Raw genomic sequence first — 14,262 nt, 5'->3', positions numbered from 1 at the left:
CAAAGTCTAATTCAGACTCCGTCCAGCGAAGAGGTTCAATAACCGTCCCGAGACGTTTTTCCTGTTCTTTTCCAATCCGTATGATTAGAACAGACAAAACAGATCACCAAAGTTGGAGAAGGAGATTGAGCCTGAATGATGCACAAATGGACAGAATGGTCTTTCCGCAACAAGGCGGCTATCGGCTTATTAGTCGTAATGGCGCTGGTTATGGGGGTGATCAGCTACTTCCGGCTGCCGATGGAATTTCTGCCGTCGGCGGATAATCCGCAAGTCGTAATTGCGGCTATGGGCCAAGGGAGCGATGCCGGCAACATGGAGAAGCAGGTCACGAATCCGCTGGAGGAAGCGGTTATGTTCGTGAAAGGAAAGACGACGATCTTCTCTACAACGGGAGACGGCTATTCGCAAATAATCGTAAACTATGATTCCAAGACCGATATGAAGGAAGCGAAGGCGGAGATCGAGGCTGCGATAGCTGCAGTTCCGTTACCTGCCAATGTTATGAAGCCGTTCGTCGTTCAGCAGAACACATCGATGATTCCTATCGGCTGGATGATGCTTTCTTATGATGACGGCCTTAGCCAGACGGATAAGGAGCAGAAGCTCGAATCCGTCCTGGCTTCACTCAAAAATATTGAAGGAGCGGGCCAGATCGTTGTTACTGGACGATCTCACTCGATGGTAACCGTAAAGCCTGATGCCGAGAGTCTGGAGGCTGCCGGCATTCCCGTTCAAGCTTTGATGGGCGTGCTGCAAGGCAGAGGAGTGGCGGTATCCCTCGGCGAGAAAAATATCGACGGATCTCTCGCCAATGTGAATGTCGTCGATACCGTATCCGGCAAGGGAATGCTGGAATCGCTGCCGGTGGGTCCCGGTGTGAAGCTTGCCGATGTCGCAGAAGTGGAGATTGGGACTTCCCAAGAAAGCATCAGCCGTATGAATGGCAAGGAAGCGGTCATGATCACGATCGCGAAGTCGGGAGAAGCCAATGCTGTGAAGGTTGGCGATCGGATCAAGGAGAGGATGGATGAGCTGAATGCGGAGCACGACGGGATTGAATTGACGCTGCCGCTTAGCACATCCGAGTCCATAACACATTCCGTCAACAGTATGATGAGGGAAGTGCTGCTGGGCGCTTTGTTCGCCACCATCGTCATTCTGCTCTTCATGCGCAGCTTCAAGGCGACGATCGTCACGATCGTTTCGATTCCGCTCTCGCTGGGTATCACATTGTACTTGCTTCAAGTATCCGGTGTGTCGCTTAATATCATTACACTAGGCGGCGTGGCCGTAGCGGTCGGGCGGCTTGTGGACGACAGTATCGTCGTCATCGAGAATATCTATAGACGGCTTCAGCGAGAGACATTCTCGATCAAGCTGATAACGGATGCGACAAAGGAAGTGGCGTCGGCGATTACATCGTCCACGATCGTAACTGTGGCGGTCTTCCTGCCGATGGGCTTGCTCCGCGGCTCGCTTCAGGACTTCTTATTGCCCTTTGCCTTGACCGTCACGTATTCCTTGCTTGCCTCGCTGCTTGTTGCCTTGACGGTTGTGCCGCTTCTCAGCGCTGTCTTGCTGCGGGGGACGAAGGAAGCGCCACATGCCGGCTCGCCGCGCTTCTCTGCCTTTATCGCCTGGAACCTGAAGCATAAGTGGCTGCCTCTTATCTTATCGGTCGTGCTTCTCGCAGGTTCGGTCGGCGCATATGTGGCGATGCCCAAGGGGGCGCTGGATTCCTCCAGCGCGGAGAACGTAAGCGTCGAGCTTCATTACGCCAGCGATACGCCGTCAGCCGAGGTTAGGAGCGCCGGAGAGAAGCTGGAGAGCTATATGCTGAACCATGCTTCAGTGGAATGGGTCATGATGTCGCTTGGCAACAGCGCCGACAGCGCGCAATATGGACAAGTCGGGTCGCCTACCCTTGTCTCGTACATCATAGACTTGAAGGGAGGGGCCGATGCCGAGGCGTTTATGGAAGATATTCGCGGGCTGAAGTCAGCGTATGCCAAAGCGGATCTTCAAGCGAATGCCGTGGATTTGATGATGGGCGGAGGCTCATCGACGATCTATGTCGATGTCACAGGGGATAACCTGGACCAATTGGCTGAGACGGCATCCAAGCTTCAGCAAGAGATCACATCCATTCCGGGCGTGCTGAAGGTGGAGAGCAACCAGGAAGAGCGGAAGCCCGTGTATACGTACCATCTGAAGCCGGACAAGGCAAGCGGGGAGCAAGTGGCCATGCAATTGCACAGCCTGCTCAATCCGACACCGATTGGTGCCATACAGGTAGATGGGGAAGAGATGCGGGTGCTGCTGCTTCCTGCTGCGAGTCCGGACAGCCAGAATGACCTGAACGAACTAACCGTAATGACGGGCGAAGGACCACAGCCGATCGGCTCGGTGGCGGAGCTGACGAAGACGGAGCAGCCGTCGCTGTATTATCACAAGGACGGCAAGACTTATCTTCGAGTCACGGCTAGCGTAGATCCGAAGCAGCTATCCGTCATCGGCGCTGATATGACGAAGGCCGTGAACGCGCTGGCGCTTCCGGACGGCGTGAAGGTATCGGTAGGCGGAGCTTCCGCAGATCAAATGGGCGACTTTGCGGACTTGGGCTTCACCGCGCTGATCTCGATCGGCATCGTGTACCTGATTATGGTACTGACGTTCAAGACATTAAGAGCGCCGCTGGCGATTATGATTTCCCTGCCGCTGGCCGCGATAGGAGCGGTGACAGGTCTGCTCGTCTCCGGTATTACACCGGACTTCACGGCGATGTTCGGGGCGCTTATGCTGATCGGCGTCGTTGTGACGAATGCGATTGTCCTGATCGACCGGGTGAAGCAGAACGAGGCGACCATGACGGTACGCGACGCTCTGATCGAAGCGGCAACCACGAGAATGAGGCCGATCATCATGACCGCGCTTGCAACGATCTGCGCCATGCTGCCGCTCGTATTCGGCAATCATGAATCCGGCAGCATCGTGTCCCAGAGCCTGGCTATCGTCGTCATTGGCGGATTGACCGCCGCTACGCTGCTGACGCTCATTATCGTCCCTTGCGTCTATGAGCTGCTGTTCTTCCGGAAGTCCCGCCGACAGAGAAGAGAGGTTCGGCGCGAAGGAGCAGCTGCCGAAGCTGCTGCCGCGTCAGAGGCTTAAGTCCGGCGGAGGCGCTTCATGCGCAAATCCAATAAGGCTGTCCGGTCATTGTGACCGGACAGCCTTATATCTACATAGGGGATCCCCTTATACCGAACAAGCCATCCGGTAGATTGGCATGAGCTGCTCATACGTTGACGACGCATAGGCGAGCAGCGCATCGCCGTCTTGCAACAGCTCCCCGCCAGCCACGACATGGCGCCCGATGAGAAGCTCGGCTTTCTGTACATCGCGGAAACGGATTAACGTGGACTTCCAGTCCTCCTCGGACATGCCGCCGGTAACCGTGCAATCCTTCTTCATATGATCCATCGACAGCACATAGTCGGCAGGCACGGCGGACCTTACCTCATCCAGATGGTTCATCAGATGCGCGGCAATTCCTTTTTTATTCGGCACCTCATAGATTAGGGCAAGCCACATGAAGAGATGGTCGTCGAACAGGCCTAGCTGAAAGTGGGGATGTGCTTTGTAGCCGCGCTTGTTGTCGCAGATCGCAAGCCAGGTGTCCTTTGGCGGGTTCACCTTGCGCCGGGCATGCCGGGCGATATGAAGATGCATCTCCTTCCCGGCTGACGGTGCAAGCTCTGCTGTAAGACGCTCGCCAAGCGCACGGAATTTAGGCTGGATTCTCTCTTGGATTCCGAGCATGCGCTCCTCTAGGCCCTGCAGCTGGAATACATCAAAATCATGGGAAGTGAAACCCTCCAAGGAGGAGGTCGCGGCGGTGGAAGTCGTCGTCATGGTCAGCGCTCCTTTTGTATGAAATGAATGGATATATCAACTATAACGTATCTCAAAAAATAATGATTATCATTATAGGTCAATTCGGAGTTGAGAGCAACCGCAGGGCGTTTTGACAGTCTTTTCGAAACTCGCGTACGGTCACTTCGTAAAATTAGTCAATAATCCAAGTTGCCATAACATATGATGGAGTATAAGATATTAATAAGAACAAATTATCAGAACATTTCGTCAACTATACTAACCAAGGGAGGGATTGCCGTGAACAAGAGCTATGAGGTCGAGTATTGCAATTTGGAGCTACGTTTCGAACGCCGGCAAATCCAAAATCTCATCCGTGATCTTATTCAGGAAGGGTACTCCTTGTATTGGAGCGAGACGGAGGGACAGTTTCTGGTGTCAATACGCACCGGGCGCAAGCTGGTGAAGCTGCATTTCCAACGTATGAACAACCGGTACAAAATTGTGGGCGATTATGTCATCAAGGATGAAAAGCTGTCGGAGCTGCTGGAGAAGCTGATTAATGACACACGTGGACATGCGGTCGTGAAGCGGATCAAGGATCGTCAAATCGTAATCGAGAACATTATGTTCGGAGAGATTATACGACTTGTGGAGGTGTCAGGTATGGAGCACCGGATTATTTATCAGAAGAAGCCTTTTGTCACGATAGAGGAAATGATCAAGGCCTTTCAATCGAAGCGGGCGGAGGAACGCGCTGCCGTGTTGCGGTATGAGCTGGACTATGAGCTGTCTGTCCTGCACGAGGCTTTGGAGGCCAACGACGGGGAAGCGGTTGCATTATCGAAGGAGCGGCTGACTGCGCTGCGGTCAGAGATGCTGCAGTTGGAGTTATAAGGGATGATTGACAGCCGTCATAGCCAGCATTAGAACGATCTTATGCCAGACGCCGGGGGCGAAAAGCATGGGGTCGTTTTTATGTGCAGGGGCGGATATAAGAAAAACTTTGGACTTCGGTTAAGAAAACTAATGGAGGAAAGCGACATTTTTCCAAGCAAACGGTTTTCATATCCGTCTAAAAAGAGTAGAATAAAGCTATTGTGACTAAATATAATGACGAAGGATGGAAGAACCAGATGTCAAAACAACAGATTGGCGTAATTGGAATGGCCGTCATGGGCAAGAATCTTGCTCTTAATATTGAAAGCAGAGGATTTACGGTATCCGTATTCAACCGTTCCCGCGAGAAGACGGATGAACTGATGAAGGAAGCGGCCGGCAAGAACCTGGTACCGACTTTTACGATCGAAGAATTTGTACAATCCCTTGAGACGCCTCGCAAAATCCTGATCATGGTTCAAGCGGGCGCAGGTACGGACGCAACAATAGACTCCCTTGTTCCGCTACTGGATCAAGGCGACATCATCATCGACGGAGGCAATGCGTACTTCCCGGATACGCAGCGCCGCAGCAAAGATCTTGAGGCGAAAGGCTTCCGCTTTATCGGCACTGGCGTATCCGGCGGCGAGGAAGGCGCGTTGAAAGGACCGTCCATCATGCCTGGCGGTCAGAAGTCCGCTTATGAGCTGGTTGAACCGATCCTGACAGCGATCTCCGCGAAAGTCGGCGAAGACGCATGCTGCACATACATCGGTCCGGACGGAGCGGGCCATTATGTGAAGATGGTTCACAACGGCATCGAGTACGGCGACATGCAGCTGATCTGCGAAGCTTACGACCTGCTGAAGAACGTGCTGGGCGTTAGCACGGAAGAACTGCATGAAATTTTCACAGAGTGGAACAAAGGCGAGCTGGACAGCTACTTGATCGAGATCACGCGCGACATCTTCTCCAAGTACGATCCGGAGACGGGCAAACCTATGGTTGACGTTATTCTGGACTCCGCTGGCCAGAAGGGCACAGGCAAGTGGACAAGCCAAAGCTCGCTGGATCTGGGCGTTCCTCTGTCCATCATTACAGAATCCGTATTCACGCGCTTCCTCTCTGCCATGAAAGAAGAGCGCGTCGCAGCAAGCAAGGTGCTGAATGGTCCTGCGAAGGTGCCGTTCCAAGGCGACAAAGCAGCCTTCATCGAAGCGGTACGCAAAGCGTTGTTTGCGAGCAAAATCTGCTCGTACGCGCAAGGCTTCGCACAAATGCGCGCTGCATCCGAAGAATACGGCTGGGATCTGCGCTACGGCGACATCGCAATGATCTTCCGCGGCGGCTGCATTATCCGTGCACGCTTCCTGCAAAATATTAAAGACGCATACGATCGCGATCCAGAGCTCCGCAACCTGCTGCTTGATCCGTACTTCCAAAACATCGTGGAATCGTACCAAGGCGCATGGCGCGAAGTGATCGCGACTGCTGTGACAAGCGGCGTTCCGGTACCGGCGTTCTCAAGCGCGCTGGCTTACTTCGACAGCTATCGTACAGAGCGTCTGCCAGCGAACCTGCTGCAAGCGCAGCGCGACTACTTCGGCGCGCACACGTTCAAGCGTGTGGACAAAGAAGGCTCGTTCCACTTCAATTGGCTGCAATCCTAAGACTCACGGTCTTGGATAAGCCCATGGGCGGCTTGCATTAGCCAAAGTCTTAACCGATCAGCCTCTTGATCGCAGTAATGCCTGCGCTGAATAAGCGCCATGGAGGCTTCGGCAAAGTATAGAAAGTTCTGCATCAGGCGTGGCTGCGACAGACTCATCAAGGATGGGTCTTCGTCAGCCACCTTTTTTTTGATATAGCCCAGCATCCAGACCACATCATCCCGGCATAGCGGATGACCGGGGTCAAGGATAAGATCGATTCTTTTTTGCGTTAAGTATAGGGAATTCGGGCAGGGTTCGCTTGACATAAGCGCAGTCACTCCGATCATGGAATATGCATCAGATATGCATCTTTATCAACCATACGGCTTAATCAACTTTTTTATACCCTCTTCTCGCAAAAAAATGATATGATATGGAAGAATTCACGCCTTTAAAGGGCAAAAGGATGATGATCTTGTCAATATCCCCGAGTGGAAAGGTAGTATTGATAGGCTTCATGGGGACCGGCAAATCCAGCGTAAGCCGGTTGCTTGCGGAGAAGCTGGCGTGGAGCTGTGCGGATTCGGATGCAGAGGTAGAGCGCGCGGAAGGCCGCAGCATTTCCGACATTTTCGCTGAAGACGGCGAGCAGGCGTTTCGGGATATGGAATCCCACGAGCTGAGCAAGCTGCTGAAGCAGCATTCGCATACCGTTATCGCCACAGGAGGCGGGGCTGTGCTGCGCGAGGACAATCGCAGCGCTATGCTGCAGCATGGTTTTGTAGTCGCATTATCCGCTGATCCGGAACAAATCATCGCACGGGTGCTGCTGGATAAATCCAGACCGCTGTTGGAAGGCGCAGTTCGCGAACGCGTCTATGGACTGCTGGAGACGAGGAAGGGCGCATATGATTTTGCCCACTTGACTGTCGATACGACGGAACTGTCGGTCGAAGAGGTCGTTGATTGTATCGTAATGGCGTGGAAGCAACATTCCACTTTCCCATAAATCCTAACATTAAAGGAGAGCTATTGAAGATGGATGTAATCGTAACGCCGACTCCAAGGCTGCAAGGAAAAATCGAGGCCCTGTCCTCCAAAAATTATACGACACGCTACCTGCTTGTCGCCGCACTGGCGGAAGGCACGAGCACGATATATTACCCGGCTCACAGCGAGGACAGCGATGCAATGCGCCGTTGTATTCGTGATTTGGGCGCAACCGTAGAAGAAGACGATGAGAAAATCGTGATAACCGGTTTTGGACGCCATCCGAAAGCAGTTGATCAATTGGATGTCGGCAATGCGGGGGCCGTGCTGCGCTTTCTTATGGCGATCGCAACGTTTTGTCCGGATGTGACCTTTATTAATCGTTACCCGGATTCCCTCGGCAAGCGCCCGCATCATGATTTGATTGAATCGCTAAGCAAGATGGGCGTCACAATTGAGCATAATGAAGGCAAGCTGCCGATTACGATTAAAGGCGGACAGCCGCGCGGCGGACATATTCAAGTCTCCGGCAATATCAGCTCGCAGTTCTTAAGCGCGCTCTTGTTCCTGACACCGCTACTGGAAGAGGACAGCGAGATCGAAGTGTTGCATGATCTGAAGTCCAAGGTTGTCGTGGGACAGACGCTTGAAGTATTGGAGCAAGCCGGCATCGTCATTCATGCCGATGAAGATTACATGCGTTTCCGCGTGCCGGGCCGTCAGAGCTACCAAGCCAAGACGTACTATGTACAAGGCGACTACCCTGGATCAGCTGCAATTCTGGCAGCAGCCGCTGTCACAGAGTCGGATGTGATTGTGAACCGCCTGTTGGAGAACAGCAAGCAAGGCGAGCGCGCTGTTGTCGACGTGCTGAAGATGATGGAAGTGCCGCTTACGCATGAGAACGGCGTTGTGCATGTGAAGGGCAACGGCAAGCTGAAGGCAGTTGAATTTGACGGCGACCACGCGACGGATGCCGTGCTGGCTATGGTGGCGGCGGCTGTATTCGCCGAGGGCACATCACGATTCTATAATGTAGAGAATCTGCGCTACAAGGAATGCGACCGCATTACCGATTACTTGAACGAGCTGCGCAAGGCGGGAGCCAACGTGGAGGAGCGCCAAAGCGAGATTATTGTACATGGACGGCCGGAAGGCGTAGAGGGCGGCGTCGATATCAATGCGCATTACGATCATCGTGTCATCATGGCGTTGTCTATCGTTGGCCTGCGCTCGAAGAAACCGATTCGCATCCATGATGCGCATCATGTAGCCAAGTCTTACCCGATCTACTTCGATCATCTGACGGCGCTTGGCGCTCAGGTGGAATGGGTAGAAGGATCGCACTAACAGACCATAACTTTTGGAGGTGCAGCCATGTCTTTTCAAAACCCGGACAGAGAGCAAATTAAAGAGATATTAAGCGGTAGCGATACAATTGCGGTTGTCGGCTTGTCCGATAATCCGGAGCGCGTATCGTATATGGTGTCAGAGGCGATGCAGGCCAAAGGCTACACCATCATACCAGTTAATCCCAATGCGGACATGATCTTGGGCCAGAAGAGCTACGCCAAGCTAAGCGACATCCCTGTTCCAGTTGATATCGTAAACGTCTTTCGACGCAGCGAGCATACGCCTCCGGTCGCGGAAGAAGCGGTCGCGATCGGCGCGAAGACGTTCTGGCTGCAGCTTGGCATCTTGAATGAGGAAGCGGGAGCGATCGCTGCTTCAGGCGGTCTGAACGTCATTATGGACCGCTGCATCAAAGTGGAGGATTCCATTCTTCTCCCTGGCGGAAAATCCAAAACCTGACTCTCATAATTCAGACGTGTCTACTCCACAATAAGAAAGGCTTCTGAATCGAAGGGATGACGTCGCTTAGGCGCTATCGCTTTGCTTTCGGAAGACTTATGGTGAAACCCAAGGAGGACACAACGTGAATCAATATTCGCAACAGCCGGCACAGTTCCAAGGCGGACAACAACAATTTTCGAATGCAAGCCAAAACTTCCAACCGACTGGCTTTGTTCAGTCCCATTACCAAGGACAGCTTAGCTATCCTACATTTGGCCGGGAATCCGCATCCATTGTAAGCCCGTCTTTCAATAACGCCGGGTCCCAGCATTCGTCTAATGGCTACCAGCAGCATGCTGCTCCAGCTATTCAATCCTATACGCAGCCGGCCGTTTCGAATCACGCTTACCAATCCCATGGACCGGTGCAAAGCCATGCAAGCTCGCCTGCTACTGCATTCGGCGACGTAGGCCCGGTTATCGCGCGTTACGGCTACCAAGCTGGTCCAGACCAACAGCAGCAACAAGGTTTTAGCCAACAATATGGTCAGCAATCGTATTCTCAACCGGCTCAGTATAGCCAACAATCGTTTGGTCAAGCTGGCTACCAATCTCATGGACCTGTCCATTCCAACACGTCCATTAATCCGGTATACCAAGCAACCAATGCTTACGAGCAAGCCGGTCCGGTTATTGCGCGTTATGGTTATCAGTCCTCCAGCGCGCAATCGAATTCCCAATACTCCCGTTAAGATTAATCCGATCCGGGAAAGAATCATCAACGAAGGCGGGCCGAAAGGCCCGTCTTTTTATTTTGACAAATGGGGAGCGAGAGCTTAACATCGTAATAGATATGAATGAGACAAACTAAGCATATACGTGCGATTTGACGTTCTAGGAGGTTCAGAATGACATTCATAGGGAGCTTGCAGCAATTAGGCAGAGCTTTCATGCTGCCAATGATCGTGCTGCCTGGCGCGGCTGTGTTTCTAAGCTTGAGCCAGCTGCCCTGGGATTACATAGGTTTACCCGGGATGCCTGCGCATCTCCAAGCGGCGAGCGAGATCATCTTCATGTATTTGCCGTTTATATTCGCGCTTGGCGTCGCACTCGGGCTTACCGGCAATGCGCTGGCTGCCGGGATGGCTTCTTTAATCGGCATGATTATCTATACCGGAATAACGGGCTCAGCGGACGCGGGCATTGAACCAACCGTTATGATCGGGGCAATTATTGGGATTATATCGGGTATCAGCCATGAACGGTTTAAGGATTTAAGACTGCCTGAATATATTCAGTTTTTTGGCGGGCCGCGATTTGTGCCGCTTTTTGTCAGCTTTATCGCGCTGCTTTTTTCGATCGGCATGATCAATGTGGCGCCTTATCTGGAAGCATTATTGGTGAAGCTAGGCGACATCGTCGCATCAGGAGGCGGATTTGGGGTATTTCTGTACGGATTCATACACCGGATTTTGGTTGTCTTTGGCTTGCATCATTTGGTTAGCCATGTGTTCTGGTTCCAGATTGGCGGATATGAGACAGAAGCCGGGAATATGGTATACGGCGACCTGCCGAGATTTTTTGCTGGCGATCCTACAGCGGGGAGTTTTATGGCCGGCTTGTATCCGACTATGATGTTCGCACTTCCGGCTATTGCATTTGCCATCATCCATGAAGCAAGGGAAGACCTCAAGCCGAAGATCCGGAAAACGTTCCTCTATGCTGCACTCGCATCGTTCCTAACGGGCGTAACGGAGCCGGTGGAATTTGCTTTTCTGTTCGTTGCACCTTATTTGTATGTTGTGCATGCGATCTTATCCGGCATTATTATGTGGGTCACTTACGAATTAGGCATTCTCCATGGCTTCTCCTTTTCGGCTGGAGCGATCGACTTTGTTATCAATGAGCACCTCGCCACACGAGGCTGGCTGCTCATTCCGATCGGCATTGTCGTCGGCATCGTCTATTATGTCTTGTTCCGCTGGGCTATTCGCCGATTCCGTATTCCGACCCCGGGCCGGGAAGAAGGTTCACAGCTGGATGAGTGGGCCGGAGACATCCCATATCGCGCTCCGCTTATTTTGCAAGCAATCGGAGGCAAGCAGAACATCATACAGATGGAATCCTGCATTACACGCCTTCGCTTGAAGGTATCGAATGAGAAGGTGCTCGATATTAACGCGCTGCGCAATCTTGGCGCGGCTGGCGTGATCCGTCTTGGCGGGGGCCATGTCCAGGTTGTGTTCGGCACGTATTCCGAGCTGATTCGCGAGGAAATGATGAAGGCGATTCATCGCGACCAAGCGCAGGTGCTGTTCCATTCGCCGATGCAAGGACGGATGATTCCGCTTGAGGAAGTGCCGGATCCGATCTTTGCCGGCAAGCTTGTGGGGCAAGGCGTAGCCTTCCTGCCGGACAGAGGAGAGCTTGTATCGCCTGTGAAGGGAACGGTCATCCATATTTATCCGACGATGCACGCCATCGGGATCAAGACGGAGGAAGGCTTGGAAGTGCTGCTGCATATCGGGATTGATACGTCCAAGCTTGCTGGCAAATCGTACTTCCAGGCGGTTGTAAAGGAAGGCGACGAAGTTACGCCGGGGATGCTGCTGATCCGCTTCAATCTTCAGAAGGTGCGCAAGGAGAGCAAGTCCCTTGCCACGCCAATGGTCATCACCAATTCCGACCGGGTCCGCTCATGGCGCTTTGCGCCATTCAAAGCAGTGAAGAAAGGACAATCTTCGGTAATGTCAGTTGTGCTTAAAGAGAGCAACGGTGGAGGGGAAACGCAATGATTCAAGGAATAGGCGCCTCATCAGGCATCGCGATCGGAAAGGCGTTCGTGCTGCCGAACTGGGAGTGGGAAGTGCCGGACCAAAAGATCGATGTCGCTGACTTCGCCCGTGAATTCGAGCGGGTTTATGAAGGCATTCGGACATCGAAGCATGAGATCGAGCAGATCAAGGATGAGCTGAGGGAAGTTGTCGGTTCGGCGGAGACGAACATCTTCGATGCGCATCTGGCCATATTGGACGATCCGGTCTTCATGAATGAAATTCAGGGCATTATCCAGCGCCAGTACAAGGCGGCAGAAGTGGCCGTGAAGGAAGCGATCGATCACTTCGTAACCATGTTCGACTTGCTGGACGATGACTACATGAAGGAGAGGGCACTTGATATCAAGGATGTCGGCAACCGTCTCCTTAAGCATCTGCTCGGCGTTCCGGAGATTGCGCTGCCTGTGGATACACAGCCCTTTATACTCATTGCGAAGGAGCTGTCGCCTTCCCAGCTCGCCCATATTAACCCGGATCATGTGCTCGGCATTGTGACACTGGCTGGCAGCACCACCTCGCATTCGTCGATCATGGCCAGAGCGCTTGGTGTTCCGCTGGTCGTAGGTGTTGAACAGGGACTGACGGAACCGATATTGACGGGTCAGACAATCGTTATTGACGGCGGCGACGGAACGGTCTATATCGATCCCGTAGAAGCCGTCATCGAACGCTACAATCAGCTGCATACCAAGCAGACCGAAGAGAAAAAGAAGCTTCAGCATTTCGCATTGCGCCATTCGGTGACGCCTGACGGCAAAGCTCTGCGGCTGGAGGCGAATATCAGCTCCATCAAGGAGCTGGAGATTGCGCTGTCGAGCGGAGCGAACGGAGTCGGCCTATTCCGCACCGAGTTTCTATATATGGACCGCAATCGTTTCCCTAGGGAAGAGGAGCAGTTCGAGGTGTACCGCAGTGTCGCAGAGAAGCTTGGCGGAGATCCGCTTGTCATTCGGACGCTGGATGTAGGCGGAGACAAGCAGCTGGATTACTTCGAGCTGCCGGAGGAGGACAATCCGTTCCTGGGCTACCGCGCCATTCGTATCTCGCTTGACCGCACTGATCTGTTCAAGACGCAGCTGAGGGCCATTCTGCGAGCAAGCGTCTATGGTCAAGTGAAGCTGATGTACCCCTTGATCTCGTCTGTCGACGAAGTGCGCAGCGCCAATCGGATCTTGAACGAAGCCAAGATGGAGCTGGAGCAGGAAGGCATTCCATATGACAAGGGGATGAAGGTCGGCATAATGATCGAAGTGCCGGCGGCGGTCATGATCGCGGACTTGCTGGCGGAGGAAGTCGATTTCTTCAGCATCGGGACCAATGATCTTGTACAATTTACGCTTGCGGTAGACCGTATGAACGAAGAGATATCCCATCTGTACGAGCCGTTTCATCCGGCTCTCTTACGGATGCTGAAGCTGACGGTAGATGCAGCGAAGCGTTCCGGTATTACGGTAGGCGTATGCGGCGAGTTGGCTGGGGATATGAGGGCACTGCCGATATGGTTGAGTCTGGATGTCGACGAGCTAAGCATGTCGGCCCATTCCATCCTCCATGTGAAGGAGCGGCTGCTTGGGACGAAGCAGGAGGAGAGCAGAGGGCTATTGGAGCAGCTGCAGCTATGCCGCACGAGCACTGAAGTCATTGCCAAGCTGGAGGCGTTCAAGAGAGAACCGGAAGAAAAAACAGCGAATGGTTAACCCATTCGCTGTTCCAAGGCATCTACGAACGCTTTCGCATAAGGCGGAAGGTCCGGCGGACGGCGTGCGGAGATCAGATTGCCGTCGACGACCACTGGCTCATCATGCCAGGTTGCGCCTGCATTCTCCATATCGTCACGTATGCCGGGAGTAGACGTCACCTGACGGCCCTCCAGGATTTTGGCGGAGATGAGTACCCATCCGGCATGACAGATTTGCCCGATCGGCTTGTCCGCCGCATTGAGTTCCTGAACGAGCGACAACACTTTAGGATATCGTCTCAGCTTGTCCGGAGCCCAGCCTCCTGGTACGAGAAGGCCGATGATTTCCTCGCTGTTCACTTCGTCGAATGACAGATCGGCAACGGCGGGTACACCGTATTTGCCAATATGGGTTTTTCCCTTCTCCGGACCGGCATATAACACGGTAGCCCCAGCCTCGCGTACACGGTAGACGGGATACCATAGCTCCAAATCCTCAAATTCATCGTCTAGCAGGCAGATAACCGTTTGGTTCTGCAAGGACATGTGATCCCCTC

12 protein-coding genes are annotated in these 14,262 nt (G+C 53.1%); 9 read left to right on the top strand and 3 right to left on the bottom strand.

All coding sequences use genetic code 11. The features are described from left to right. The first annotated feature begins 135 nt into the window (after nt 1-135). Complete coding sequence (locus D3P07_RS00450; RefSeq protein WP_310732506.1) at nt 136-3,171, top strand: efflux RND transporter permease subunit; 3,036 nt, start codon at nt 136-138, stop codon at nt 3,169-3,171. Nucleotides 3,172-3,258: 87 nt separating this feature from the next. On the opposite strand, the gene D3P07_RS00445 is transcribed toward D3P07_RS00450, so the two are convergent. Next, nucleotides 3,259-3,915: a DUF1054 domain-containing protein gene (locus D3P07_RS00445; protein ID WP_119798136.1), complete on the bottom strand. Its 657-nt coding sequence runs from the start codon at nt 3,913-3,915 to the stop codon at nt 3,259-3,261. Nucleotides 3,916-4,176: 261 nt separating this feature from the next. Here D3P07_RS00445 and D3P07_RS00440 point away from each other — a divergent pair, with 261 nt between their 5' ends. Together D3P07_RS00440 and gndA are read left to right on the top strand one after the other, a co-directional pair. Beyond that, entirely contained in the window at nt 4,177-4,773 is a 597-nt protein-coding gene (locus tag D3P07_RS00440; RefSeq protein ID WP_119798135.1) for a hypothetical protein, read from the top strand. A 239-nt stretch (nt 4,774-5,012) separates the two neighbouring features. Then, nucleotides 5,013-6,425 carry an NADP-dependent phosphogluconate dehydrogenase gene (gene gndA / locus D3P07_RS00435; protein WP_119798134.1) on the top strand — a complete coding sequence of 471 codons (1,413 nt, stop codon included), beginning with the start codon at nt 5,013-5,015 and terminating at the stop codon, nt 6,423-6,425. Here gndA and D3P07_RS00430 read toward each other — a convergent pair. Beyond that, entirely contained in the window at nt 6,422-6,733 is a 312-nt protein-coding gene (locus D3P07_RS00430; RefSeq protein WP_119798133.1) for a hypothetical protein, read from the bottom strand. The genes gndA and D3P07_RS00430 overlap by 4 nt on opposite strands. A 149-nt stretch (nt 6,734-6,882) precedes the next feature. Between D3P07_RS00430 and D3P07_RS00425 the strand changes: the two genes are divergently transcribed. The 6 genes from D3P07_RS00425 (at nt 6,883) to ptsP (ending at nt 13,724) form a co-directional block, all read left to right on the top strand. Beyond that, a complete protein-coding gene (locus D3P07_RS00425) occupies nt 6,883-7,416 on the top strand; it encodes a shikimate kinase (RefSeq protein WP_310732505.1) in 534 nt (177 codons plus the stop codon). Between the two features lie 29 nt (nt 7,417-7,445). After that, entirely contained in the window at nt 7,446-8,747 is a 1,302-nt protein-coding gene (gene aroA / locus D3P07_RS00420) for a 3-phosphoshikimate 1-carboxyvinyltransferase (protein ID WP_119798132.1), read from the top strand. A 27-nt stretch (nt 8,748-8,774) separates the two neighbouring features. Continuing rightward, on the top strand, nt 8,775-9,209 hold the full coding sequence (locus D3P07_RS00415; protein ID WP_119798131.1) for a CoA-binding protein: 435 nt from the start codon (nt 8,775-8,777) through the stop codon (nt 9,207-9,209). Nucleotides 9,210-9,333: 124 nt separating this feature from the next. Further along, the gene (locus D3P07_RS00410) at nt 9,334-9,942 is read left to right on the top strand and encodes a hypothetical protein (RefSeq protein ID WP_119798130.1); all 609 of its coding nucleotides are present in this window, start codon (nt 9,334-9,336) and stop codon (nt 9,940-9,942) included. A 156-nt stretch (nt 9,943-10,098) separates the two neighbouring features. Then, nucleotides 10,099-11,985 (top strand): glucose PTS transporter subunit IIA, encoded by a 1,887-nt coding sequence (locus D3P07_RS00405; protein WP_119798129.1) that lies wholly within the window; start codon nt 10,099-10,101, stop codon nt 11,983-11,985. Next, complete coding sequence (ptsP, locus tag D3P07_RS00400; RefSeq protein WP_119798128.1) at nt 11,982-13,724, top strand: phosphoenolpyruvate--protein phosphotransferase; 1,743 nt, start codon at nt 11,982-11,984, stop codon at nt 13,722-13,724. Before D3P07_RS00405 ends, ptsP begins: the two co-directional genes overlap by 4 nt. Here the strand turns inward: ptsP and D3P07_RS00395 are convergent. Further along, a complete protein-coding gene (locus D3P07_RS00395) occupies nt 13,721-14,251 on the bottom strand; it encodes a type 1 glutamine amidotransferase domain-containing protein (protein ID WP_119798127.1) in 531 nt (176 codons plus the stop codon). The two genes, ptsP and D3P07_RS00395, sit on opposite strands and share 4 nt — an antisense overlap. Nucleotides 14,252-14,262: the final 11 nt, after the last annotated feature.

The organism is Paenibacillus sp. 1011MAR3C5, assembly GCF_003591485.1.
Lineage (GTDB): Bacteria > Bacillota > Bacilli > Paenibacillales > Paenibacillaceae > Pristimantibacillus.
The sequence above is the reverse complement of the archived record's forward strand: the minus strand, read 5'-3'. Positions and strand labels throughout refer to the sequence as shown.